At 32.5% G+C, this 25,188-nt stretch carries 22 protein-coding genes; 7 read left to right on the forward strand and 15 right to left on the reverse strand.

Annotated features, from left to right (window positions below):
- Positions 1 to 220 precede the first annotated feature (220 nt).
- A complete protein-coding gene (gene tcaA, locus D9V42_RS13130) occupies positions 221 to 1,606 on the reverse strand; it encodes a membrane-associated protein TcaA (protein WP_122065297.1) in 1,386 nt (461 codons plus the stop codon).
- A 309-nt stretch (positions 1,607 to 1,915) separates the two neighbouring features.
- The gene (tcaR, locus tag D9V42_RS13135) at positions 1,916 to 2,380 is read right to left on the reverse strand and encodes a MarR family transcriptional regulator TcaR (protein ID WP_122065299.1); all 465 of its coding nucleotides are present in this window, start codon (positions 2,378 to 2,380) and stop codon (positions 1,916 to 1,918) included.
- Positions 2,381 to 2,602: 222 nt separating this feature from the next.
- Here tcaR and D9V42_RS13140 point away from each other — a divergent pair, with 222 nt between their 5' ends.
- On the forward strand, positions 2,603 to 3,568 hold the full coding sequence (locus tag D9V42_RS13140; protein WP_208639081.1) for a YdcF family protein: 966 nt from the start codon (positions 2,603 to 2,605) through the stop codon (positions 3,566 to 3,568).
- A gap of 89 nt (positions 3,569 to 3,657) precedes the next feature.
- Here the strand turns inward: D9V42_RS13140 and D9V42_RS13145 are convergent, their stop codons facing one another.
- Positions 3,658 to 4,326 carry an ABC transporter ATP-binding protein gene (locus D9V42_RS13145; RefSeq protein ID WP_122065303.1) on the reverse strand — a complete coding sequence of 223 codons (669 nt, stop codon included), beginning with the start codon at positions 4,324 to 4,326 and terminating at the stop codon, positions 3,658 to 3,660.
- Complete coding sequence (locus D9V42_RS13150) at positions 4,326 to 5,378, reverse strand: ABC transporter permease (protein ID WP_122065305.1); 1,053 nt, start codon at positions 5,376 to 5,378, stop codon at positions 4,326 to 4,328. Before D9V42_RS13150 ends, D9V42_RS13145 begins: the two co-directional genes overlap by 1 nt.
- 147 nt (positions 5,379 to 5,525) lie before the next feature.
- Between D9V42_RS13150 and D9V42_RS13155 the strand changes: the two genes are divergently transcribed.
- Complete coding sequence (locus tag D9V42_RS13155; RefSeq protein ID WP_107555975.1) at positions 5,526 to 6,200, forward strand: response regulator transcription factor; 675 nt, start codon at positions 5,526 to 5,528, stop codon at positions 6,198 to 6,200.
- The gene (locus D9V42_RS13160; RefSeq protein WP_122065307.1) at positions 6,193 to 7,557 is read left to right on the forward strand and encodes a sensor histidine kinase; all 1,365 of its coding nucleotides are present in this window, start codon (positions 6,193 to 6,195) and stop codon (positions 7,555 to 7,557) included. The genes D9V42_RS13155 and D9V42_RS13160 overlap by 8 nt, the downstream gene beginning before the upstream one ends.
- 207 nt (positions 7,558 to 7,764) lie before the next feature.
- On the opposite strand, the gene mqo is transcribed toward D9V42_RS13160, so the two are convergent.
- On the reverse strand, positions 7,765 to 9,243 hold the full coding sequence (gene mqo / locus D9V42_RS13165; RefSeq protein WP_122065309.1) for a malate dehydrogenase (quinone): 1,479 nt from the start codon (positions 9,241 to 9,243) through the stop codon (positions 7,765 to 7,767).
- 394 nt (positions 9,244 to 9,637) lie between these two features.
- Between mqo and D9V42_RS13170 the strand changes: the two genes are divergently transcribed.
- Complete coding sequence (locus D9V42_RS13170; RefSeq protein WP_122065311.1) at positions 9,638 to 10,786, forward strand: glycosyltransferase family 4 protein; 1,149 nt, start codon at positions 9,638 to 9,640, stop codon at positions 10,784 to 10,786.
- Between the two features lie 246 nt (positions 10,787 to 11,032).
- On the opposite strand, the gene D9V42_RS13175 is transcribed toward D9V42_RS13170, so the two are convergent.
- Positions 11,033 to 12,634 (reverse strand): L-lactate permease, encoded by a 1,602-nt coding sequence (locus D9V42_RS13175; protein ID WP_122065313.1) that lies wholly within the window; start codon positions 12,632 to 12,634, stop codon positions 11,033 to 11,035.
- A gap of 289 nt (positions 12,635 to 12,923) precedes the next feature.
- Here D9V42_RS13175 and D9V42_RS13180 point away from each other — a divergent pair, with 289 nt between their 5' ends.
- The gene (locus tag D9V42_RS13180; RefSeq protein ID WP_122065315.1) at positions 12,924 to 14,612 is read left to right on the forward strand and encodes a CDP-glycerol glycerophosphotransferase family protein; all 1,689 of its coding nucleotides are present in this window, start codon (positions 12,924 to 12,926) and stop codon (positions 14,610 to 14,612) included.
- Between the two features lie 383 nt (positions 14,613 to 14,995).
- Here the strand turns inward: D9V42_RS13180 and D9V42_RS13185 are convergent, their stop codons facing one another.
- Positions 14,996 to 15,808 (reverse strand): hypothetical protein, encoded by an 813-nt coding sequence (locus D9V42_RS13185; protein WP_122065317.1) that lies wholly within the window; start codon positions 15,806 to 15,808, stop codon positions 14,996 to 14,998.
- Positions 15,809 to 16,040: 232 nt separating this feature from the next.
- The gene (locus tag D9V42_RS13190; protein WP_107555525.1) at positions 16,041 to 16,559 is read right to left on the reverse strand and encodes a GNAT family N-acetyltransferase; all 519 of its coding nucleotides are present in this window, start codon (positions 16,557 to 16,559) and stop codon (positions 16,041 to 16,043) included.
- Between the two features lie 248 nt (positions 16,560 to 16,807).
- Between D9V42_RS13190 and D9V42_RS13195 the strand changes: the two genes are divergently transcribed.
- Together D9V42_RS13195 and glcP are read left to right on the forward strand one after the other, a co-directional pair.
- Complete coding sequence (locus D9V42_RS13195) at positions 16,808 to 17,797, forward strand: acrylyl-CoA reductase family protein (protein ID WP_122065319.1); 990 nt, start codon at positions 16,808 to 16,810, stop codon at positions 17,795 to 17,797.
- A gap of 277 nt (positions 17,798 to 18,074) precedes the next feature.
- On the forward strand, positions 18,075 to 19,439 hold the full coding sequence (gene glcP / locus D9V42_RS13200; protein WP_107555527.1) for a glucose transporter GlcP: 1,365 nt from the start codon (positions 18,075 to 18,077) through the stop codon (positions 19,437 to 19,439).
- Between the two features lie 167 nt (positions 19,440 to 19,606).
- On the opposite strand, the gene D9V42_RS13205 is transcribed toward glcP, so the two are convergent.
- The 7 genes from D9V42_RS13205 to D9V42_RS13235 all read right to left on the reverse strand — a co-directional run bounded on the left by D9V42_RS13205 (position 19,607) and on the right by D9V42_RS13235 (position 25,133).
- A complete protein-coding gene (locus D9V42_RS13205; RefSeq protein WP_122065321.1) occupies positions 19,607 to 20,008 on the reverse strand; it encodes a GNAT family N-acetyltransferase in 402 nt (133 codons plus the stop codon).
- Positions 20,009 to 20,033: 25 nt separating this feature from the next.
- Positions 20,034 to 21,065 carry an NAD(P)/FAD-dependent oxidoreductase gene (locus D9V42_RS13210; RefSeq protein ID WP_122065323.1) on the reverse strand — a complete coding sequence of 344 codons (1,032 nt, stop codon included), beginning with the start codon at positions 21,063 to 21,065 and terminating at the stop codon, positions 20,034 to 20,036.
- Between the two features lie 231 nt (positions 21,066 to 21,296).
- On the reverse strand, positions 21,297 to 21,710 hold the full coding sequence (locus tag D9V42_RS13215; RefSeq protein ID WP_017723240.1) for a DUF2871 domain-containing protein: 414 nt from the start codon (positions 21,708 to 21,710) through the stop codon (positions 21,297 to 21,299).
- A 175-nt stretch (positions 21,711 to 21,885) separates the two neighbouring features.
- Complete coding sequence (gene rpiB, locus D9V42_RS13220) at positions 21,886 to 22,332, reverse strand: ribose 5-phosphate isomerase B (RefSeq protein WP_070051489.1); 447 nt, start codon at positions 22,330 to 22,332, stop codon at positions 21,886 to 21,888.
- 25 nt (positions 22,333 to 22,357) lie between these two features.
- Positions 22,358 to 22,996, reverse strand: a complete 639-nt coding sequence (dhaL, locus tag D9V42_RS13225; RefSeq protein WP_119613843.1) for a dihydroxyacetone kinase subunit DhaL — start codon at positions 22,994 to 22,996, stop codon at positions 22,358 to 22,360.
- A gap of 11 nt (positions 22,997 to 23,007) precedes the next feature.
- Positions 23,008 to 24,006 carry a dihydroxyacetone kinase subunit DhaK gene (locus D9V42_RS13230; protein WP_107555531.1) on the reverse strand — a complete coding sequence of 333 codons (999 nt, stop codon included), beginning with the start codon at positions 24,004 to 24,006 and terminating at the stop codon, positions 23,008 to 23,010.
- Between the two features lie 44 nt (positions 24,007 to 24,050).
- Positions 24,051 to 25,133, reverse strand: a complete 1,083-nt coding sequence (locus D9V42_RS13235) for an MDR/zinc-dependent alcohol dehydrogenase-like family protein (RefSeq protein ID WP_122065325.1) — start codon at positions 25,131 to 25,133, stop codon at positions 24,051 to 24,053.
- Positions 25,134 to 25,188: the final 55 nt, after the last annotated feature.

Raw genomic sequence — 25,188 nt, forward strand, 5'->3', positions numbered from 1 at the left:
AAGGCGGATCACCTGAGTATCTACTCATGTGTAAGTACCACTAACTCAATAAGGCGGATTGCCTGAGTATCTACTCATGTGTAAGTACCACTAACTCACTAAAGTGAGAAGTGGTTCTTTAGTAAAGGGTGGTTCCTAATAAAAAAGAGTCCAGGACAACTACTTATGTCCTGGACTCTACACATCATACTTCATTGTAATTAAGGCGTAAAATGCTTAATCACTCTGAATATTTAACTACCTTTAAATTACCGGCATCGTCATTGCCTTCTAACTGATAATCAACCGAACCATATTGTCCATTTTCTTTCAATGTATTGGCAGTTACATAATAAGTTTTACCTTGTTTTACAATTTCAGTAATTTGAGGTTGTTGTAAATAAAATAAATTATTCCCTTTTACACCACTCCTAGTCGATTTATAATTATCAGTATCTTTCTTCAAATAATTAGAAACTAGTGAAAAGTTGCTTTGGCTGTGCGCACTATTCATTGCAGCAGTGTAATTACCGAAAAAATTAGCCACCTTGTTTCTGAAGCTATTTTCTTCTTTTTCTTTCTTTGCTACATATTCTTTGATTTTATCACTATCAAAGTTCATAGTAACTTTCGTTTTATCTTTTAGATTATCTGTTTTTACAGTGGTTTCTGCAGATTTAAATGTTTTCTTCTTGGCTTCCCCTTCGGCAGATATTGTTAAATCTTTAGTCTTAGGGTAAGGTCCAATTTCTTTAGCTTTAGCATAATCATAAGTTTTATCATTAATTGTTACTTTAACTGAGTCTTTATCTATCTCTGAAGCGCCACTTAACTCTACTTGAATGTATGCCTCATCGAAATCCTCATGTACATCTACAGTTTCATTATTGCTGTTATTAAAATTAAACCTAAGGTGACCGTCAAACTGTCCGTTTTCCATCTCTTTTTTAGTTTCTAAAGCATAATCCCCTGGAATAAATTTACCTAAAGAGGTTGCTTTGTTTTTCTCTGCTACAACCGTTTTTTGTTTGTCACCAGACTTAAATTTATAAGTCGTCTCATATTTAGGTTTTATAATCGCTTCTTTTGTTGGCGCCGTAAAATTCATATTATCAAATATTAAATAACGTCTACCATTTTTGCTCACACGTAATACATCCTCGCCATTTTTGGCTCTTACAAAATCAGATTCTTTCGTGTCACTCTTGTTTAGCTTCTCTATTTTTTGGTTTACATCTTTTACAAAGTTGTCCATACCTACTTCTTCTTTGATATATCTAATATAAGCTTCCGCTTCATTTTCATCTACACTATTATTTTGTGTACTTAAAATAGTAGAAAGTTTTTGAGTATCATTATTATCAATCGCATTAATTAAAATTTCTGACTGTGCCTCAGGTGAATTGAAATTTTTTAATAAGATAAAAATTATGATAAGTAAAATTACGATAAAAAATGCAATTCCCAAGGGTATAATTTTACGCGCTTTAATATTTGTTATTTTCTTAGTTTCTTTAGATGAACGCGTCATTTTTGCTGAATCATCTTGACGTAGTAGCCGTCCACAATGACCACACTTTCGTTGTCCATCTCTTGTATTTCCCCCACACTTAGGACATTTTTGCATTTTCTCACCAACTTTATACCTGAATTTTTGCACTATCCCGCTATTTTAACATATTATAAGTTGAAACTATATGTATGATCTTCATCGTTCTTTGCATTAGAAAGGATAGTATTAAACAACACAATACGCTATTGCATCATTTATATTATATTTAATCTAAATCTAAATTGATATACATATTTAGTCTAGTATTGCTTTACGTTTGTAACAAACTGTTCAATTATTTTATTAAAAATTAAAAGGACATCCACTTTCAAATTGAAGACTTTCTTAAGTTACAAGCTATACGCCAATATTTTTAGTATTACCTTATGAATGATTTTTTATATTGAAGTTTTTTAATCTTTGTCCAATGATTTCTAGTACATAACGCGCTTTTTCAATTTCATCATCAGACAAATCATGTAACATATCACTGACAATATCATTAATAATCGATTTACTTTCTCGATTAAATTGTTTCCCCTTCTCACTCAGTTTTATGTATTTTAATCTTTGATCTGTGTTTTCTTCCGTTTTAACCCATTCCACTACTTCAGCTTGAATTAGTTTCTTAATTCTTCTACTGACTGCCGCTTTATTAACCCCTTGTCTTTCTGTTATCTCAGTCAAAGTCAATGACTTTTCATTTTCAAGCATCAAAATAACGTTAGCTTGCTCTTTGGATATATTATATTCTTCTCTTAGCTCTTTCAATAACTTAGCTAATAATGTGTTGACATCATCAATGAACTCTCCCATGAATACAATGTGATTGCCTAAATTTTTCACCATCACTTACACCCCTATATCTTCTATGTATAAAACATTTCATTTATATTTTTATATTATGTTAATAATATCAATATTTGCAGCTGTATAAAAGTAAAATTTAATAAGTTCGCTTTTCTTAAAACAATAGCTATATTTCAGCAAACTTAAGCGTTGTTAGAGTTGCTTATTTTAGAATATTAAACTACATTTAATATACTAAACAATCTGGAGTGAAGCATTAACATGTTGTCATTGTTTTTATGTATTTTAATATTAATCACATTCATAAGTATGTTCTTAAATTTTAAATTTTCTACTCATCTTGCCAGTTTTATTTCCCAGGTAATAGTGGGATACGCTGTAATTATTTTACATATTGGTCAACACACTTTACCAATAGATTTAATTGCCACTATGTTGATAGGCGTTATATTATTACATGTGAAACATAAACATTTATTACAACATCAAAAGAGCGCATTATTTTTAAAACGACTTTACTTTATTGGTTTTAGAATCGTCGTCTTTATGCTTGCTTGTTATTATATTAGTTTTATCCCTATTGCGCTGAATGTTATTTTCTTATGGATTTCAGCAATTGCTTTTAGTTCTATATTTACCTTTATTTGTTATGTGCTATGTTCGTCTGCTCTCTTAAATAAAAAAGCGCCTCGTGAATTTGATACAATTCTTGTCTTAGGCGCCGGCATATTCACAGAACAAGTCACACCCATGTTAGCATGTCGACTTGATAAGGCCTTACGTTTGTTTGAAATAAACCCAAATGCAACATTTATCGTGAGTGGTGGTCAAGGGCCTGATGAACCTATTTCAGAAGCTCGAGCGATGCAACGCTATTTAATTCATAACGGCGTAGATCCTCATAACATTATATTAGAAGATCAGTCGACAAGCACTTTAGAAAACATTATGTACACCGCGCAACTAATTCAAGATTCTTTTTCTTATAAGCCTAAAATTGTTTGTGTAACTAGTCAATTTCATATAATGCGTGCATTACGTTTCGGAGAAAAATTCAACTTAAAGTTAACTGGCGTAGGTAGTCACACACCTTATCATTTTTTTGAAATCGCATTAATACGAGACTTTTTAGCATTAATGTATCAATATAAAATGATGTTAACTATTTATTTTGCTACTCTCTTTTTTATATGTATTATTGCATTTTGGCATATTCCTCACCTATAACCTAATTGCATTACTTCATTTGTAAATACAAAAGTATATACAATAAAACCAAGGGTATTGATTTATACCCTTGGCTTTTAAAGTTTCTATTAGCTATTTACAATAACGCCATCATCAAGTTCGATGACTCTATCTGCGTATTCAAATAATCTTTTATCATGAGTAATCATGATGCCAATCATTTTTTTACTTTGAATTTGATTTTTAATCATCTCTATAACTTCAGTTGCTCTTTCTGCATCTAAACTGGCAGTTGGTTCATCCGCTAAAATTATTTTAGGATTATTCATTAATGCTCTCATAATTGCTACACGCTGTTTCTCACCGCCTGATAACATATGAGGAAAAACATTTAATCTGTGTGACAAACCGATTTGTTTTAGCAGCGCTTCAGCTCTTTGGTTTGCATCTTTTTTAGACATACCCGCTTCTCTACCAATTGTTGTTAATTGTGCTTTTACCTTTAAATATGGTACTAAATGAGATGATTGAAAGATAAACCCAATTTCATTCAACCTTAATTCTGATGCTTTTTTGTCACTATCATATAAAGGTGCATCATTATATAAGATGTCACCGCTATTTTGTGATAATAAACCACCTAAAATAGTTAATAATGTCGTTTTACCTGAACCTGAAGCACCATTGAGTATAACGAACTCCCTATCGCTAACTTCAAAGTTAATACCTTTTAATACAGTTGTTTCTGATTGGCCTTTACCAAATGACTTTTTAATATCTTTAACGTTTAAACTCATTATTCTCCACCTCCAATTGCTTCAATAGGATCAACTTTAAATAATTTAATTAGTGACAAGGCAGCACCAATAATTGCTACAACAATAAACACTCCGACTACGAGCAGTAAATTCGATGCTGTCACGTGGAATGGCATAGATACTGGCATAACAAGTGATAAACCACTAATAATACCTACAGAAATCAATACACCTATCATAGTTGTAATTAATATTTGGATTACTAGTGCGCTGATTAGATGTCTTGTCTTAATACCAATTGCTTTTAGAATACCTATTTCTGGAATTTTTTGGATTGTCATTACATAGAAAAATGCACTTAATACAATTGCTGAAATCACAAATAAACTTATAATCATCATATTTAATGGTGCTTGTTCAGCTTGGTAACTGGCAATTTCACTTGTGATATCATCCTCACTGAATACTTTCACATCTGAAATATCATTGATTTTATCTTGTTGTGATTGAGATAAATCTTGTACTGGGTAAACAGTGCTATGCTCTTTATTCAAGCTTTCAAACCCGTTATTGCTCATCATTACTGCTGAACTGTGAGAATACATTGTATCGTCAAGAATACCTGATACTTTAAGTTGTTCCCCGTCTTTCACTTTTATAGTGTCACCAACATTAATACCGTCAGCTGTAAGTTTATTATTGATTGCTACTTCATTATCTTTTGTTGGATAGTTACCATCTTTCAATTCTGGTTTTTCATCTTTTACTGTGTTCGTCATGATAACATCTTCTTCGTCTTTATTTATTTTTAACGTTTGCGATGCTAACTTTAATGGTTCTTGATCTGTAATATCTTCAATTTTCTTTTGTTGCTCAGGACTAATAACAGACTTCGTAATATCTGGTTGTTTATTATCCTGTAAAACGTATTTTTCAGTTTTCATGTTATCTAACATGGATATATTCTCTCTGGCTAAACCTTGTGCCAATCCACTAATAAATAACACCATAATACCAAGTAATAATATAATTAACATGATTAAAATATAACGAAATTTATAATATTTAATCTCTTGCCATGCTAATTTCATCAATTTCCACTCCTTCTCTAAAACTTATATTTAGAGTCTAATATCACTATGTGAACTCAATATGAACTTTTGTTAATTTTTCACTATTTGTGAAGTTATTTGGTTATGTTTATAATGGCAATAATACTGAATAAGGAGATTTTGCGCATGACAACTTGTTTAATTGTTGATGACGACAAAAAAATATTAGAGTACGTTTCAAATTACACACAGCGCGAAGGTTTAAATACAATTACGCAATCTAGCGCTGAAGATGCCTTAACTTACCTTGAAACGAATCAAGTGGATATTGTAATTATTGATGTCATGATGGGAGGCATGAGTGGTTTTGAACTTTGCAAAATTTTAAAAGAAGATTATGAAATGCCTGTCATTATGCTAACTGCTCGTGATGCGTTAAGCGATAAAGAACAAGCATATTTAACGGGTACTGATGATTATGTGACAAAACCTTTTGAAGTTAAAGAGTTAATGTTTAGGATTAAAGCAGTACTTAAACGATATAATATCAATGCCTATAATGAAATCACTATCGGTAATATCACTTTAAATCAAGCCTACTTAGAACTTCAATCGGATACGAAATCAATGAATTTACCTAATAAAGAATTTCAATTACTTTTTTTACTTGCATCTAATCCTAGGCAGGTATTTAATCGGGATGTATTAATAGAAAAAATATGGGGCTTTGATTACGAAGGTGATGAACGTACAGTCGATGTTCATATCAAGCGTCTAAGGAAACGCCTTGAAAAATTAAATGCTAACGTGACGATTTTCACAGTACGCGGTTTAGGTTACAAGGTGGATGACCATGTTTAAATCCCTATATTCACGAATTGCTATATACACAATTGCCGTCATGTTATTTAGTGCTATTGTCAGTTTTTTATGCACAAACATTATTTACCATAACCATTTAAAAGCAAATAACGATGCAAAAATCATGCGTACTTTAGAAGATGCGATCAGTTATCAAAAACAGTCAAATATTGAATCTTTAGATCCTTTTTTCAACCATTTAGGAGATATGAATTACCAAGTAATGACAGTTTCTGAAAATGGTAAACGTTCCTTTTACGGGGCTAATTTTAGGAAAGATAACGTAGATGACAACGTCATTCAAACAGTACTAGAGGGCAAAGACTACCATGGTATTCGAAACCTACCATATAACCCAATTGTTACTGGTTTCTTTGAAAATACCACGCAAAATACTGTAGGTATGTCATTTGAAGATAAAGGTAAAAATTATGCTGTATTTATGAGACCTGATATTGGGAAAACGTTTAGTGAATTCAGAGTATTTTTAGTTATATTAATCTCATTATTACTTCTGTTTTCTATTATATTAGTCATTTTATCAACCTATACGATTATCAAGCCTATTCAACAACTAAAGCATGCAACTGAAAGACTTATGAAAGGTAATTTCGATACGCCAATTCACGTTACTAGAAAAGATGAGTTTGGAACATTACAATTCCGCTTCGATCGCATGCGCCTTTCACTTAAACAATTAGACGATATGCGACAACATTTTGTTCAAAACGTATCACATGAAATTAAAACGCCATTAACGCATATTCACCATCTATTGGACCAGCTAAAATTCGCTAAAAATGCTGAAGCACGCACACAATACATTGATGATATATATCAAATTACAAGTCAATTAAGTGAATTAACTAAAGCATTGTTATTATTATCAGAAATTGATAACGGAGAACATTTAGTTTTTGAAGACCATATTGAATTAAACCGATTGCTCAAACAAATCATTCGTCACGAACAATTTTCCGCTAATGAAAAAGATTTAATTATCATGTCTGATTTAGCTGAAATTAATATTGTTGGTAATGAGCGCCTTTTACATCAAGCTTTCCAAAACATAATTACCAATGCCATAAAATATTCGCAACAAGGTGGTATCATCGATGTCACACTCAACCAAGATTTCGAGACAATTACTTGTGAAATTACAGATGACGGAGAAGGTATGTCTAAAGAAACACAAGCGCGTTTATTCGAACGTTTTTATAAGGCAAGTAGTCATGACAATAGTAATGGCTTAGGCCTAGCTATAGCAAAAACAATATTTGAACTACATGATGGCTCAATCTCAGTCCAAAGTAAAAAGGACGAAGGCACTACCTTTACAATTCAAATTAAAAAGTAGCGCTGGTTCATTGAGTCTAAACTAAATATGTCTAGTGAGCATATAAAATGCTGGGAGTTGTGCATGTATTTACTTGCCCTTCCAGCATTTTCTTTATGTTTTCAAAAAGCAATATAAAAAGACAAACCGCACGCCATAACTGCGCTTAGTTTGTCTCTATTAACAGAACAATAGGCTTGAATATATAATCAAGACCTATTGTATTAATTAATTAATTTTTAAATTTTCCGTAATTTCTTTATTTAACTGAGTATATAACGCTTCATTTTCTGATAGTTTCATACCATATGAAGGTACGATTTCTTTAACTTTATCTTCCCAATTAGCAAATTCGTCTTTGTAACAACGCTTGAGTAAATCAAGCATAATGTCGACTGCCGTAGATGCACCTGGAGACGCGCCTAAAAGTGCAGATAACGAACCATCTTCTGACGTAATAACTTCCGTACCAAATTGTAATGTTCCTTTGCCTTGATCCGTGTCTTTAATTACTTGCACACGTTGACCAGCAACGACGATTTCCCAATCTTCACTTTTAGCATTAGGTACAAATTGACGTAAGTCTTCCATACGTTCCTCATTGGATAATGTTAATTGCGAGATAAGGTATTTCGTTAAATTCATCTCTTTAATTCCTGCAGATAGCATCGTAATAAGGTTATTTGGCTTAACAGATTTGATTAAATCCATATTAGAACCCGTCTTTAAGAATTTTGGTGAAAATCCTGCAAAAGGACCAAACAAAATAGTTCGTTTACCATCTATGTAGCGTGTATCTAAATGTGGTACTGACATGGGTGGCGCACCTACTGGAGCTTTACCATAAACTTTAGCTAAATGCTTTTTGGCGATAGCTTCATCTTTACATACTAAGAACAATCCACTTACTGGGAAACCACCAATATGTTTAGACTCTTTAATTCCTGTTTTTTGTAACAACTGTAAACTGGCACCACCAGCACCAATAAATACAAAATTACTTTCAACAATCGTCTCATCATTCGTTTGCAAGTCTTTAACTTTCACTTCCCAAACTCCATCTTCACGTTGTTGAATATCTCTAACTTCATGTTCATAATTTAACTCTACTTGCTTATCTGCTAAATTCTCAAATAACTTTCTAGTTAATGCACTGAAGTTAACGTCTGTACCTGTTTTATCATAACTAATCGCCATTGGTATATTAGACGTACGCCCCTCCATAATAAGTGGCGTCCATTCAGCGATTTTATTTTTATCATCTGTTATTTCCATATTACTAAATAAAATATTTTTGTTTAGTCTATCCACACGTCTTTTCAAGAAATCAACATTTTTAACACCTTGAACAAAACTCATATGCGGTACCGGTTTGATAAATTTTTCCGGATTTTCAAGTTGCCCTTGTTTAATTAGATAGCTCCAAAACTGTTTTGAAACTTGGAATTGTTCATTAATTTTAACTGCTTTATTGATATCTATTGTTCCATCTTTATTTTCACTAGTATAGTTTAATTCACATAACGCAGAATGACCTGTACCTGCATTATTCCATGCATTGGAACTTTCTTCCGCAGGTGTAGCTAACCTTTCAAACATCTTAACTTCTTTCTCAGGTGCGAGTTCTTTTAATAATGTTCCTAACGTTGCGCTCATGATACCGCCACCAATTAAGATGACATCTGTTTTGCTATGTTGTGTACTCATAACAAATACAGTCCCCCTTTTATATGTGTTAAATAGAAACGTTGTCTTTAATGTTATTAATCATATCAATAAAAATAAAGCGTTTTCTATAGATTAAAATAATAAAGCACGTATTATCGCTATGTAATTAAACAATAACACAATATATTTCCATACCTCTCTAATTATATACATAATCGGCTCATGAAAAAAGGGCTTTCAGAAATTCTACACAAATTTTGTTAATATGTGTTAACTAGCTCACACAAAAATTCATATATTTTCTTAATGAAAAAGCTAATATAACGCTATATTGATTGCTAGTTTAAAATTATTTAGCTATTATACCTATACAAAATTCATTTCATGCTATAATGAGTTTCAATTTAAGTAAAGTTCTTTTGGAGGTTTTTTAATGAAATCAATAACATTTTTCATGCATAATGTTTATGCAATGGGAGGCACCGTCAAGTCTATTTCTCAATTGGCAAATATATTAGCTGAAAAAGGACATCATGTAGAAATCATAACTATTTTTAAAGGGGCTGATTCGCCTTACTTTGATATTCATGAATCCATTAAAATAAAACCTTTAATTAACTATCAATTTCACCCACTTAATATCAAAGATATTATTATAAATAGGATCGCTAAATTCACATCATTTTCCAGACCAAAATATATTTCACAATTTGAACCAGGAATTGATCAATTTTCTCACTATATAGAGAAAAAAATGATTAAAGCAATAAGCAATGTTTCTACAGATGTAATTGTAGGTACACGTGCAAGTTTTAATATATTAATTGCTCAATATGCTGGTACTCATATTGAAAAAGTTGGTATGGAACATATGAACTTTGATGCACATTCTGAACGATATCAACAAGAAATTATTAAAAGTTATAGAGATTTAGATAAAATCACTACATTAACTACTGTAGATAAGAATAAATACCAATCACATATCGATACACCTGTATTCGTAGTTCCTAATATTATCAATGAAATTCGCCTCCACGAACCGAAAAGCAAAATCATCTGTGCAGCGGGTCGTTTAGAATATGAAAAAGGATTTGATTTTTTGATTGAAAGTATTAATCCTATTCAACAAGCTGTTAGAAAATTTAATTATCAAGTCCACATATATGGTGAAGGCAAAGAGCAAGCAAATCTGCAACAACTGATTAATCAATATAATCTATCAGACATTGTAAAATTATACGGTTCCACACAGCAATTAAACGAAAAATTAGCAGTTAGTGAAATCACTGTTATCCCTTCGCGTAATGAAGGCTTCGGTATGGTGATATTAGAAGCTATGAACCAAAGCAGTATCGTAGTGAGTTTTGATGGCAATGCTGGCCCTGATTCAATCATCCAAAATAATGTAAATGGCTATTTAATTGAACATGAAAACGTAGATGCATTATCTAATCAATTACGCCGTCTCATAAACCAAGAGTTCAAAGATGAAGTTGTTATTCAAAATGGTTATAAAACCGTTACTTCTTATGCACCAAAAGCGATTTATCAAGACTTTTTAACTATGTTAAACGCTTAATTATAATAATATTGAATATTTTCAAAAACGAATTAATGTACAGGTTTGCTAAGTCTCCTCGTAATATATTCAATAGTTAAGATAGATACTTTAAACATGTCCCATGTTCATCATTCATAAAAACACGCTCGTATAAATTCATTGTGCTATGAATTAAACGAGCGTGTTTTTAATTTATCCTCATAAACAAGGTACATTCCCTTAATTGAGGCGTATTTTCACTTATAATCTGATAGATTGAAATTATTACATGAATAAATGTAATAAGAATGTCCAGATACATACAAATATAAGTAAAGCAATACTATAACGTAATGTCATTTTCAACAATTCAGATTCTTTTCCGACTTGTTGTACAGAAGCTGTCGCAATCGCAATCGATTGTGGTGATATTAATTTAGCAGCCACACCACCGACTGTATTGGCTGATACTAGTAAAGCACCACTAGCACCAATATTATTCGCAACTGCTGCTTGAATTGGTGCAAACAATGAGTTGTTATTTGTAACAGAACCCGTTAAGAATACACCAATCCACCCCAATATTGGAGATAACAATGGGAAAATACTTCCTGTTTTTGCAATACCCTCACCTACTGCGCTACTTAGGCCAGCGTATGTCATTAATTTAGATATTACCAAGATAAAACAAATCGTTATAATTGGTAACCATAATTCTTTAAACGCCTCTTTAAATAGTCCTATACCATCCTTAAATTTAACATTTTTTGACATTAACATCGTAATAATAATTACAATTAAAATAGCTGTTCCGGTTTGACCTATGATATTTAACGGCAATGTGATTGCTTTATTTGCAATATCACTATACGTTCCCGGTAACGTTATGTTAAAGACAAGTGAAGATAATGCACCATCTGGAGCGAAAAGTGATTTAAAGCTTTGCGCACTCCATATCATTACAATCACAGTTAAAATCACAAACGGGCTCCAAGCATATATAATTTCTTTAGGTTTGTGTTTTGTAATTGCTTGAGGTTTTTCATCTTTTTTCAATCTAAAGATATTTTTCGGTTGGAATTTTTTCGAGAATAAAGCTAAAGCTAACATTGAAACTAATGGTGGTATAATATCGGCCAATTCAGGTCCAATAAATACAGTGATTAAACCTTGTAATACTGCGAAAGTACCACCAACAATTAAAATAGCTGGCAACGTTTCTTTAATACCTTTAAAGCCATCAATAATCCATATTAATAAAAATGGTATTAACAGATTCATAAATACTAAAGTTAATGCTGACATTTGGGAAACTGCCATACCTGAAATATTATCTGGTAAACCTAACGTATCAATAACAGTGACAGGTAAACCAATTGCTCCAAATGCACCTGCAGACGCATTAGCTATTAAACAAAGCATCGCTGCTTGTAATGGACCAAATCCTAACTGTGTTAGTAATAATGCACAAATTGCAATTGGTACACCAAAACCTGCTGCACCTTCTAAAAAGCCATTAAAAGCAAAACCAATTAACAATAATTGGATACGCTGATCTTGTGAAATACTAGAAATACTATCTTGTATCGTATTAAACTGGCCAGTTTTATTCGTAATCTTATAAAGTAAAACCGCCATGACTACGATATATCCAATTGGTATAATACCTTGGAAAAATCCTTCAACCACTGCGCCCGATGCTATCGTCACAGGTAGTTTGAAGCATAGCATTGCAATAATAAGTGTAACAACTACGGTTGTTAATGAAGCATAAATACCTTTCATCTTAAAAAGAGTTAGACATAAAAGAAATAAAACTATAGGTATTGCTGCTACTAATGTTGATAACAAGATGTTACCAAAGGGGTTAAAAGATTCTACAAACATTTTGACTCACTTCCATTTTCTATTTTTATTTGGCATTGAAGAACCTGATATTGTGATTTTTTTCACAATTTGATTATAACATTTTTCTACCTAATTACAATAAATTTTTAAAAATTTAATCCTTCCCCATTAAAGGTTTCCCTATTTTATAAATTTAAAAAGTCATTTTTCAATAATTTGAAGTTTAAAAACAATTAATTTTATACACTTCAGTTTATAAGGGATTCTTTTGTCATAGGTTCTTTACATGATAAAATAGTATAAACAACTATTAAGTAGAGGTATACAAATGATAAAACAAATTGAAATTACAGCGTTGCACCTTTTAGAGTCTGAATTGGAAAAGGCAACATTAGAAGGTTATTCACACTTTGTATTAATTAATAACCATATTGAAATATACCAACATATGCTTGAAGCCGTTGAATTAAAACCTTGCCCGATTGTAACAGACTATACAGTTCAACAACAATACGTCAACGACTGTCGCTATTTTGGGAAATCAGAAATTACTTTCAATGATTGGATTGAAAATATTAACCACTTCCCAAATGTTATTTTCCATATAGAAACAACACAAAACATCTTAAAACATTTTGACATTAGTAATATTTTTGACTTATCACTGATTTCACTATTACAAGATGACGTCGCTACAGATAGTCATGTTGTTTTTAATTTTGAATCCACATTTATTACAAGTGACTATATTTGGAGTGAAATTCATAAATTAACGCCATTAAACACAACTAAATTTAGCCTTAATAAATTGGCATATGAGCATAAACACGCTGTGCCATTTAAAAATAGTGAAACGCTCGCACCAGAGCAATTGCGCTTTACAGATAAATGCTTAAAAAATACTGGTTTTAAATTACCCCATTGGTTTTACCATATGCTTCAACAACATTTTGACAAGAAGCATCGTGAAGCAAGTTATATTTATGAAAAAGATAAGTCTAAAGTTAAAAATCATATCGTTTTCTTAGGATTTGATTATGGTTTCCGTGGTAATTCTCGTTATTTATTTAATCACTTTGCGAAACACTTTACTAAATTACCTATCTATTTTATTACCAATGATGTAAACGGGCCTAATTTTATTAAACCAGATGACCCAAAAGCGAAATCACTTATCGAAAGTGCACAAGTTGTAATATTAGAAAGTTATATACCAGACGCTTTGAAACCAAACGGAACCATTATACAACTTTGGCATGGTACACCTATTAAAAAACTATTTTTAGACAGTCCTGAACCAACTCAAAACCTTAATATTTATAATTATCGTGCTCGTAAATATAATAAATGGTTACAACAAGACTATTTCATTAGTGATTGTTCAGCAATCATTGATTATTTTAAAACTGCTTTTCCACAGCAACAAACACATATATTAAATTGTGGCTATCCAAGAGTTCGTTATTTATTAGATAAACAATCTGATCATCACTATATTTCATTTATCAAAAAAGAATTGAAATTAAATCCAGAAAAGGAAACATTACTTTATGCACCTACTTGGCGAACAGATTATGATGAATCTGATTTATTACCAATAAGTGATGGGCTTCTGAATAAATACAATGTTATTTTTAAAGGGCATATTGAAGATAATTCTAATTATGTTCCGGAGAATGCAATTATTGCGCCTTCTCATATAGAAGTTCAAGATTTATTGTTGATTTCAGATATTGTCTTAACTGACTATTCATCGATTATTTTTGATGCATTAACTATTGATAAAACGGTCTGTCAATACACACCAAATCACGAAAAATATGTTTCTGAACGCGGTGTTTATGAAGAAGTGATGCACGCGCTATCTACAGTACGCTATAGCGATGCCAAAGCATTACTCAACGATTTAATAAGTCATCAAATGAAAGATATACATGATAATTCTTTTGTAAATAAAGACAACCATGCTTTTGAAACTATTTCTCATATTATTCATAAATGTACTAAATCTAGGTAAAATAGATTATTCAACGATGTGATTACTTCGCATGAATATGAATACATGTTAAAAATTGCATGAAACATAAAGCTCTTAAATAAAAAAATAAACGTCAATTTCTATATTATTTTAATAGAAATTGACGTTTTCATTGTTTTATTACGTGCTAGAGCTGACCTGTATAATTTAAACTTTTCATTATAATATTGGCAGTAATTTGAATCGATGCCTGTGGTAGCGCACTAGCCGAAGTCTAAGGCAATACCCGTGCAAAGCGTGTACAAAAAAACTGCCAACAAAGTCGGATACTTTGTCGACAGTCTGAACTAATCTAAATTGATAAGTGCTGTTATTTTGAAAATGGACATATATGCCCAATCACTTGCTTTATAATAATAGTTCTATTGTTGATACGCAGGGTCTACTACTCTAACTGTACCTTGTTGGTCTACTGTAGCAATTGTATATGTCCCTGGTTGTGCTTGATTTTGGAAACTAAAGATATAACTATAGTTTCCTTCGCTACCTTCAATAGCATAGTCATTGAATGGATTAGATTGACCATTTAATGAATTAACTTCAGCAGTAGCGTTGTCCAATGAATTTTGGAAGTTAGGCAAGCTTTGTAATGCAGTTTGTGGATCTACGTTACCAGATGTAATATTTTGCGCTACTGGTACTGCATTTTGTCCTTGATAAGGAGCAACATACTGAGATGCGCTTGAATTTGATGCATTACTATTTGCATTGGCATTATTACTGGCATTGTTACTACTATTTGCATTATCGCTATTCGCATTGTTGTTATTTCCTGAAGTTGATGCGCTATTTCCACTATTCGCATCACTAGACCCATTGCTACCATCTGAATTAGAACTATTACCTGAGGCACTACCATTGTTATCAGAAGAACTGTTATCATCACTTGATGAATTGTCAGAATTGTTTCCATTACTGCCAGTACCATCACCTGAAGAACTATCTTCACTAGATTTGCTATCTGAATCTTTATTTTTGTCTGAGTCTTTGTCTGAATCTTTGTCAGAGCTGTCATTACTCTTCTTGTCATCATTTTTAGAATCTTTTGATTTGTCATCAGATGATTGACTGTCTTTTGAACTATCGTCCTTTTTACTACTGTCATCATCACTACCATTTGAACAAGCAGCAAGTGCTAAAGATAAAGTAAGAAAACCTGCTAATAGTTTTTTCATATAGAAAAACCTCCTTAATTTTTAATACTCACAACCTAATGGTTAGTATCTATGTATGTCATTCCCCAAGAGGTTGGTTGAGAATTAGTTTATTATTCACTATAAAATTAACAATAAACATCTTTAACGAAAAATCCTAAAAAAAAATATATAAATTTAACAAACTCAAAATATTTTTCAACTTTAAATCGTTCCATAACATATTTAAATTATGTCAAAAAGCACTTTATTTCTAAATTTCTTTTTCCATAATTAAATCTATATCTACTACATTACCAGTATAAAAGTGATGTTCTCCTGTAACACGCAGTCCTTGCTTTTCGTAGAAATTAAGCGCTTGTTTATTATGTTCCCATACACCTAACCAAATTTTAGTTTTCTTTAATTCTCGCGCCTTTTCGATTGCGAATTCAAAGACGTGCTTTCCTCGTCCGCCTCCCTGAGCTCTAGGTAAAAAATAAATACGCTGTATTTCGAGATATTCATGCCCCTTGTCTTCTGATTGTGCTTGATTAATATTTAATTTAAAATATCCTACTATTTCTTCATTTTCTTTGTAAAAATAAGTAAATGAGGATTCATTTTCTAATTCTTTATTTAGTTGTTCTACATTATAGGCTTCATTAAAATACTGCTCGAAATCTTCATCAGTGTAACCACCGTCTTCAAATGTCACCTTAAATGTTGTAATACTAAGTTGACGCAATTGTTCTAGTTCATTAGATTTTACCAATTCAATTTGAGTCGCCATATTACTCCCCCCTACTTTGTTCTCTCCTTGAAATCAATTATACTAAAACACTTCTTATCTTACTATTGAATAATAATACTTTTATAATTAATTACTTTTACCTACAAAAATTAAATTGCTTTTAATTTAAAGCGCTTACCTAAAAAACGTATAGTTTAGCCTTATTGTGTAATATTCAATTACATGATAAAGTAGTTCTAGTTTTTTAATTGTTCGTAAATATATACATAAGGGAGTGCCATTTGGCAATGACTGAAACATTTAAAGCTTTTGTAGTCGATGAACAAGACGGCAAAGTAACTAACCAATATAAAGATTTATCAATAAATGATTTACCTGAAGGCGAGGTACTTATAAAAATTAAGTACTCTGGTATCAATTATAAAGATGCACTTGCAACTGTGGAAAATTCAAAAATCGTAAAATCATATCCAATGGTTCCAGGTATTGATTTAGCTGGCGTAGTAGAACATTCTGATACGCATGCATTTGAAGCTGGTGACGAAGTTATTGTCACTGGGTATGACTTAGGCATCAGCCACTTTGGTGGCTTTAGTGAATACGCACGTGTCAAAGAAGAGTGGATTGTTCCTTTACCAAAAGATTTAACCCTTGAAGAAGCTATGATTTATGGAACTGCTGGCTATACAGCAGGTTTAGCTATCGAAAAGTTAGAACATAATGGTTTATCTGTAGAAAAAGAAGACGTACTTGTACGTGGTGCAACAGGTGGTGTAGGCACACTCGCAGTAATGATGTTAGACTCAATAGGCTTTGATGTTGTTGCTAGTACCGGTAAACAAGATGCTGAAGCTCAACTTAAATCTTTAGGTGCAAAAGAAGTCATACCTCGTATTTCTGAAAGTGATAGCAAACCACTTGGCAAACGTACTTGGCAAGGTGCTATTGATCCCGTCGGTGGCGAAAGTTTATCACAAATCATTAAACAATTAGACTATGATGGCAGTATTGCTTTAATAGGTATGACTGGCGGAACAAACTTTGATAGTTCTGTATTTCCATTTATATTAAGAGGTACTAGCATTATAGGTATCGATTCAGTTTATACTGAGATGAGACAACGCAAGCATATATGGCGTCGTTTAGCAAAAGACTTAAAACCAGACCAATTACATGACATCAAACAAGTTATTAAATTCAATGAGATTGAATCAAGTATTAAACAAGTACTTGAACATGAAAATTCTGGCCGTATAGTCATCGACTTTGAAGCATAAAATGAGTCTATAGTAATGTTCCAAATTATAAACAATTCATAAATTGTCACTCTTTAATAGAGCGTGAATATGAAAGCAAACTTTAAAATTTGTTTTCATATTCACGCTCTTTTTCATTTTATTCCGATTAATATAACCTCACATTTTTATACATATAAATAAGAATTACATCTCATATAAATAGATAATAATAAATAAAAATCTTATACTTTAATATTTACAAGTAAAATATGAAAGCGTATACTTATCTTTATCGAAAACATTCAGGAGGGTTTTTATGGGAATAAAAGTAAATAAAAAACTCATCTTTTTCCTTGGTGCATTGGGAGGTTTACTCTATGGTTATGACATGGGAGTAATATCTGGCGCCTTATTATTTATAAGAGATGATATACCTTTAAATAGTTTTACTGAAGGCCTTGTAGTTTCATCTATGTTAGTTGGGGCAATATTTGGTTCAGGTGCTAGTGGACCGATGTCTGATAGATTGGGGCGTAGACGTGTTGTATTTATTATAGCAATTATTTACATAGTCGGTGCTTTAATATTAGCCTTAGCGCCTTCCATGCCTATACTAGTTCTCGGCCGTCTAGTCATTGGTTTAGCTGTAGGTGGTTCTACTGCTATCGTTCCAGTTTATTTATCAGAAATGGCGCCTACTGAACAACGTGGTTCATTAAGTTCTTTAAATCAATTAATGATTACAATTGGTATTTTATCTTCATACTTAATCAACTATGCATTCACACCAATAGAAGGTTGGAGATGGATGCTAGGACTTGCAATCGTACCTTCTGTTATTTTATTAATTGGTGTTGCCTTTATGCCTGAAAGTCCAAGATGGTTACTTGAGCACAGAAGTGAAAAAGCAGCTCGTGATGTAATGAAATTAACGTTTAAAGATAGTGAAATCGATAAAGAAATTGCAGACATGAAAGAAATTAATAGTATTTCTGAAAGCACATGGAATGTTTTAAAATCACCATGGTTACGACCAACGCTGATTATCGGAAGTATCTTTGCGTTACTTCAACAAATAATAGGAATTAATGCAATCATTTATTACGCACCTACTATTTTCAATAAAGCTGGTTTAGGTAATGCTACTTCCATTTTAGGCACAGTAGGAATTGGTACCGTGAACGTCTTAATTACAATTGTCGCTATTATGATTATTGATAAAATTGATCGTAAGCGTCTATTAGTAATTGGTAACATTGGTATGGTAGCTTCTCTACTAATTATGGCTATCTTAATTTGGACAATTGGTATTCAATCATCCGCATGGATTATCGTAGCTTGTTTAACTTTATTCATTATATTCTTTGGGTTTACTTGGGGACCAGTACTTTGGGTTATGTTACCTGAATTATTCCCAATGCGTGCACGTGGTGCCGCAACTGGTGTCGCAGCGCTTGTATTATCAATTGGTAGCTTATTAGTTGCACAATTCTTCCCAATTTTGACGGAAGTATTATCAGTTGAACAAGTATTCTTAATCTTTGCTGCGATTGGAATTTGCGCCTTAATCTTTGTAATCAAATACTTACCAGAAACACGTGGTCGTAGTTTAGAAGAAATTGAAGCTGACTTACGTTCTAGAACAAATGCTGCAAATGCAAATATAGAAGAAACAAAGTAGCAATGAGCAATGTATGCGCTTGAGTTAGAACTCAGCTCATATACAATAAAGAACTAATAACTTAAGTTATTGACAATATAACATTCGAGGAGGCTGAGACAATTAATTTGTCCCAGCCTCCTCAGTTATTATATTCAAAATACAAACTATAAATTTAAGCTGACTTATCAATATTTGAAATACATACCACAAGAATTGGGTTCTGTAGTCATAAATCCAAATTGTGCATACAACTGATCTGCAGGATAATCAGCTATTAAACTGACATATGTTCCTGATTCGGCCTCAGTTTTAATATAATCCATAATATGAGTCATTATTTCTTTTCCGTAACCATGGCCTTGGTATACTGGATTAACTGCTATATCAATGATTTGAAACGCCGTTCCACCATCACCAATCACTCTTCCCATACCTATTAACGCCTGTTGATCATAGATTGTGACATTAAAACATGCATTAGGTATACCTTTTTCAGCAGCTTCTCGGGATTTTTCGCTCAGTCCAGCTATTTTACGTAAATTTCTATAGTCTTCAACAGTTGGTGGTTCATGCTTGATCTCAACCATTTATTATTTTCTCCTAAAAATTATATTATAAATATTTCTTCATAACTACTTTATTTGATTCTTTAAAAACATCATTATGGCTTGATACATAACCTTCTGCAGCTGCTTTGGGCTCAATATAAAGCTTAGCCAAATTTGCAGCATTAGCCGCGTCACTAAAGGCACTTGCAATGAGATGTGCTTTTGCTTCGTGATATATAATATCACCACATGCATAAAGTCCATCAATACTCGTAGAAGTATTGCCAAAGCCTTTAATACTGTACTCGTTAAACATGTCAACTTGAGTTGAAGAAGCTTCGAGCAATGTATTTTCTCTATCAAAACCATGACTGATAATCACATCATCAAATGCTTTTACCGTTTGCTCACCTGTTTCAATATTTTCTAATATCACTTTTTCAATTTGTGATTGTCCTTGGTCACCTATTAATTGATATATATGTGTATTCGGTAATTTTTCAACATTCAATTGCTCCATTTTATCTCTCATTGCTTCATAGCCTTTAATATCAGCTTTTCTATAAATAAGCGTAACACTTTTAGCATAACCACTTAAATCGTTAGCCCAATCTAAAGCTGAATTACCGGCACCAGAAATTAATACATTTTTATCTTTAAATTTTTTCAAAGACTGTACTACATAATGTAAATTAGTCAATTTATATCTTTCTGCATCTTTGATATCTAATTGTTTAGGATTAATGATACCTCCACCAATCGCTATAATGACTGACTTCCCAGAATATACTTTGCCTTTATCAGTTTCTACCTCAAAATGTTGTTCGGCAATTTTTCTTATATCAATTACACGTTCTTCTAAATTCACTTCGGGATTAAAATGCAGACCTTGTCTGACCGTGTCTTGAATAACTTCAAAACATGGTTTCGGAGCTAATCCACCAATATCCCATATAATTTTTTCTGGATAGACATGCATCTTGCCCCCGAGTTTATCTTGAATATCTATGATACGAACATTCATCCCTCTTAATCCTGAATAGAAACTAGCAAACAATCCTGCTGGTCCACCGCCAATTATAATAACGTCATCCATAAAGCTTCCTCCCAAATTTAACATGTATCTTACATACATTATGCTATAATTGATAACCATTATCAATGATAACCCTTTAAAACTTTCAGATTATAATTTAACACCTAGGGTTAAAAAAAAGAGAAATAAGAAGTCCAATTACGGAATTTCTTATTTCTCTCTGCTACTGGACAGCGATTTAACATAATTATAAATTTCTATCCACTGCGTTTTATTAATATACTATTTGCTCTAATCTCTAGGATCTTTAATAATAGCATTTCTTAATACGAAAAACAGCAGTATAAAGCCTGCAGTTAAAATAGTATGACCCATACCCGCAAAGCCAGCAAACGAATCTGGAACAGTAAGCCCAATAACTTGATACGTCCCTTTCGTAAACATCATACCAATCGTAGTCAACACACCAACATTATAAATAATAAAGAACCAATTAAATAAATAATAACTATCTAATTTAAAGATTTTCACAACAGGCAATAAAATAAGGTGCATAAACATACCTAAGATTAACGTGTGTGTATGTACAACAACGAGTTGTGTATCTCCGGTAAAGTTATGAGCGAGTGTCAATTCACGATAATAGAATCCACTTAATAAACCTAATATTGTATAAACTAAAAAAGCATACAGTACTCTACGCATAGATAATCCTCCTTAAGGATATTATAGGATAATATCTTAAAAATTACAGTGACAATTCTACAAACTTCTTAAAAAGGAAAAGAAACATTTATATTAAGATACAGGTATCAAAACATTAAAAAACTACAAAGAAATTTATTATAATAAATTTCTTTGTAGCTAATATTTTCATCGTTTATTTCGACTCGTTTCTCTCAACTTCATCAATTTTATCAACTTTGCGTTGAGAACCACCTTCCCAACTTACATTGAGATAAGCTTCTACGTTTTTCTTAGCGACTTCTATACCAATAATTTGTGCACCCATTGTTAAAATTTGTGCATTATTACTAAGTTGAGCACGCTCTGCAGAATAATAATCATGCGCTAACGCAGCACGTATTCCTGTTAATTTATTAGCTGTTATAGCTACACCGATACCCGTACCACATATTAATATACCACGAGCATTTTGCCCTTGTTGTATGCTTTTGCCAACTTCAGCTGCCACATCTGGATAGTCTGTTTCTGCACATTGATGACAACCAAAATCTTCAACTTCATGCCCTAATGCTTCAACATGTTCTTTTACCGCTTCTTTTAAATCGTATCCGTTATGGTCTGCACCAATTGCTATTTTCATGTAATTTCCTCCTTAATATTTTCCGTTAATTTTCAATAAAACTTCCAAATGTTTGTAACATTAAATAAGCAGACATCGCGCCTGGATCGACATGTCCTTGAGATCTATAGCCTAACCGCTTAGAGCGTCCTTTGTTAGAAATAATATCCTTCGTACTTTCCATGCCTATGTGTGCTTCTTTTAATGCTTTATTGTAACCATCTGTAAAAGGCATATCTTGTTCCATTGATTGTGATAAAGATTTATAAAATGGCTCTAAAGTATCTATCATTGTTTTATCACCAATTTCGGCTTTGCCTCTATCTTTAATTCCTTTACTAAATGCAATCCAAAATTGATATAAACCTGTATCATCAAGCTCTGTTTGGTTTTTAATTGCTACCGCGCCTTTTAAATAACCAGACGCATATAATGGACCAACTGATGAACCCACAGCATCTAAAAAACTTTTCCCAACAGCTACGCTAATTTTCGCAATATCACTTTGTGATGCTAACTCATTATGAATCGTTTCCTTTACAGCTTGATAACCAATATCCATTGTGACACCGTGATCACCGTCACCAATTTTTCTGTCTAGCTCACAAAGCTCATCTTTTTTCTGTTCAAATAACGTTGTTAACGCTAATATATAATCTTTAAATGATTGACTTGTTAATATCATATTTACGCCTCCTAAACTACCTTGAAGTTCGGACAATCAACTGGATGATCTATACATGCCTTCAATGTTTCATCTACTTTCATTAGCGTCACTGAAAAACCACCCATTTCCATCGACGTAATAAAATTGCCAACAAATGTTTTATAAACGCTAATATTTTTATCTTCTAATATTTCGCTCACTTCTTTATTAATTATATAAAGTTCCATTTGAGATGTAGCACCTAGACCATTAACTAAGACAACCACTTCATCACCTTCGTGATAAATTGCTTCTTTTAAAATATTTTGCATAATCACGTTTACTGTTTCTTTAGCCGTTCTTATTGTTGTTTTTTCTATGCCAGGTTCTCCATGATGCCCTAACCCAATTTCCATTTCATTATCTTCTAAATCAAAACTTGGTTTGCCTGTTTGAGGTAAATAACATGGGCTTAAACCAATCCCCATTGAACGTGTTTGATCATTAGCAAATTGAGCAATACGTCTTACTTCTTCCAAGTTATATCCAAAATCTGCCGCGGCTCCAGCAGCTTTATACACTAGTAGTTCACCAGCAATACCTCTTCGGTCGTCAATATCTTTAGATGAGGCAACATCGTCATTGCCGATAACAGCAGCCGTTTGGATGTCATCTTCTATTTCTGTCATTTCGCTAGCCATCTCAAAGTTCATTAAGTCACCAGCGTAATTACCATATATATACAACACGCCGTAATCCTGATTGATTTCTTTTGTCACAGCTTGAATTGGTATCGGTGACGGCGAAGCAAATATATTACCAACAGCCACACCATCGGCCATACCTTGGCCTACATATCCTAAAAATCCTGGTTCATGGCCAGATCCTCCACCAATCAAGACACTTACTTTGCGTTTTTCCGTTCTTTTGTTACCTATTAAAGCCCTTTTATGAAGTTCTGAACGTCTTAAATATTCAGGGTAAGCCGCTAAATAACCAGTCATTAATTCATCAATAACATGGTCTGGATTATTAACCATTTTTTTCATTTCAATGCGCTCCTTTTATTACACAAATTCTTTAGCCATTAGCTTTAAGGGACCAGAACAATTTTTAACGATTTGTCTCCTTTTTTCATCAAATCAAATCCTTGTTCAAAATCTTTTAATGATAATTGATGTGTAACTACACCATCAGTTGGAAAGTCATCTTTTTGAATGCCATCAATGACAAGTGGATAGCAATAAGGACCCAAATGGCTCCCCATCAAATCTAATTCTTTACGATCTGAAATAATACTCCAATCTACTGTTACTGGATCAGAAAATACAGAGAATTCTACAAAACGGCCTAATTTTCTAATTGCACTTAAACCTTGTTCAACTGATTTAGGATGACCCGTAGCTTCAATATAAGTGTCACAGCCATATCCTTCAGTCATTGACTTGATTTCTTTAACCACATCAACTTTAGCTGGATTCATTACGATATCAGCACCAAACTCCTTGGCTAATTCTAATCGTTCATCTTTCATATCTAAGACAACCAATGTCTCAGCACCTGCTTTTTTAGCTGCACCTACCATACCTAAACCTAATGTTCCAGCACCAGAGAGTACAACAAAATCTCCTAGTTTAATGTTGGCTCGTTGTACTGCATGCAAACTACAGGCATAAGGTTCAATTAAAATTGCTTTTTCTATAGGCATATCCTCAGGCACTTTGTAATTGATGGCTTCTTTTGTAAATTTCATATACTCTGCCATACCGCCGTTCACATTGTTTTGAAAGCCATATAAATCATGTTTTTCACACATCCAATATTCTCCACGATTACAGAATCTACATTCCCAACAAGGTACGATTTGTTCAGAAATGACACGATCACCAATTTCAAAATCTGTAACATCGTCGCCTTTTTCCACAATACGAGCAATAAATTCATGCCCTGGAATCATTGGTGCTTTAATGTATGATGGCTGTGTTTCATCGCCCCAAAAACTCGGCGCACCATCATAGGCTTTAATATCACCTGCGCAGATACCACATGCTTCCACTTTTACGATAATTTCTTTTGAATTTTCTATTTTCGGAGTTTCAACTGTTTCATATTTATATTCACCGGGTGCATAAGCTACAACAGCATTCATTTGTTCTGGATAATTTGTCTTAGTCATAATTAAAATCTCCCCTTTTCTTTTTAGAAAACGTTTTCATTAACAATTATTATTT

Origin of the sequence: Staphylococcus pseudoxylosus (genome assembly GCF_003697915.1) — a bacterium.
In the GTDB taxonomy this organism is placed as follows: Bacteria; Bacillota; Bacilli; order Staphylococcales; family Staphylococcaceae; genus Staphylococcus; species Staphylococcus pseudoxylosus.

What these genes read in the sequence shown, in the direction of transcription:
- tcaA (WP_122065297.1), bottom strand. Translation starts at nt 1,606, where the DNA reads ATGCAAAAATGTCCTAAGTGTGGGGGAAATACAAGAGATGGACAACGA.
- tcaR (WP_122065299.1), bottom strand. Translation starts at nt 2,380, where the DNA reads ATGGTGAAAAATTTAGGCAATCACATTGTATTCATGGGAGAGTTCATT.
- D9V42_RS13140 (WP_208639081.1), top strand. Translation starts at nt 2,603, where the DNA reads ATGTTGTCATTGTTTTTATGTATTTTAATATTAATCACATTCATAAGT.
- D9V42_RS13145 (WP_122065303.1), bottom strand. Translation starts at nt 4,326, where the DNA reads ATGAGTTTAAACGTTAAAGATATTAAAAAGTCATTTGGTAAAGGCCAA.
- D9V42_RS13150 (WP_122065305.1), bottom strand. Translation starts at nt 5,378, where the DNA reads ATGAAATTAGCATGGCAAGAGATTAAATATTATAAATTTCGTTATATT.
- D9V42_RS13155 (WP_107555975.1), top strand. Translation starts at nt 5,526, where the DNA reads ATGACAACTTGTTTAATTGTTGATGACGACAAAAAAATATTAGAGTAC.
- D9V42_RS13160 (WP_122065307.1), top strand. Translation starts at nt 6,193, where the DNA reads ATGTTTAAATCCCTATATTCACGAATTGCTATATACACAATTGCCGTC.
- mqo (WP_122065309.1), bottom strand. Translation starts at nt 9,243, where the DNA reads ATGAGTACACAACATAGCAAAACAGATGTCATCTTAATTGGTGGCGGT.
- D9V42_RS13170 (WP_122065311.1), top strand. Translation starts at nt 9,638, where the DNA reads ATGAAATCAATAACATTTTTCATGCATAATGTTTATGCAATGGGAGGC.
- D9V42_RS13175 (WP_122065313.1), bottom strand. Translation starts at nt 12,634, where the DNA reads ATGTTTGTAGAATCTTTTAACCCCTTTGGTAACATCTTGTTATCAACA.
- D9V42_RS13180 (WP_122065315.1), top strand. Translation starts at nt 12,924, where the DNA reads ATGATAAAACAAATTGAAATTACAGCGTTGCACCTTTTAGAGTCTGAA.
- D9V42_RS13185 (WP_122065317.1), bottom strand. Translation starts at nt 15,808, where the DNA reads ATGAAAAAACTATTAGCAGGTTTTCTTACTTTATCTTTAGCACTTGCT.
- D9V42_RS13190 (WP_107555525.1), bottom strand. Translation starts at nt 16,559, where the DNA reads ATGGCGACTCAAATTGAATTGGTAAAATCTAATGAACTAGAACAATTG.
- D9V42_RS13195 (WP_122065319.1), top strand. Translation starts at nt 16,808, where the DNA reads ATGACTGAAACATTTAAAGCTTTTGTAGTCGATGAACAAGACGGCAAA.
- glcP (WP_107555527.1), top strand. Translation starts at nt 18,075, where the DNA reads ATGGGAATAAAAGTAAATAAAAAACTCATCTTTTTCCTTGGTGCATTG.
- D9V42_RS13205 (WP_122065321.1), bottom strand. Translation starts at nt 20,008, where the DNA reads ATGGTTGAGATCAAGCATGAACCACCAACTGTTGAAGACTATAGAAAT.
- D9V42_RS13210 (WP_122065323.1), bottom strand. Translation starts at nt 21,065, where the DNA reads ATGGATGACGTTATTATAATTGGCGGTGGACCAGCAGGATTGTTTGCT.
- D9V42_RS13215 (WP_017723240.1), bottom strand. Translation starts at nt 21,710, where the DNA reads ATGCGTAGAGTACTGTATGCTTTTTTAGTTTATACAATATTAGGTTTA.
- rpiB (WP_070051489.1), bottom strand. Translation starts at nt 22,332, where the DNA reads ATGAAAATAGCAATTGGTGCAGACCATAACGGATACGATTTAAAAGAA.
- dhaL (WP_119613843.1), bottom strand. Translation starts at nt 22,996, where the DNA reads ATGATATTAACAAGTCAATCATTTAAAGATTATATATTAGCGTTAACA.
- D9V42_RS13230 (WP_107555531.1), bottom strand. Translation starts at nt 24,006, where the DNA reads ATGAAAAAAATGGTTAATAATCCAGACCATGTTATTGATGAATTAATG.
- D9V42_RS13235 (WP_122065325.1), bottom strand. Translation starts at nt 25,133, where the DNA reads ATGACTAAGACAAATTATCCAGAACAAATGAATGCTGTTGTAGCTTAT.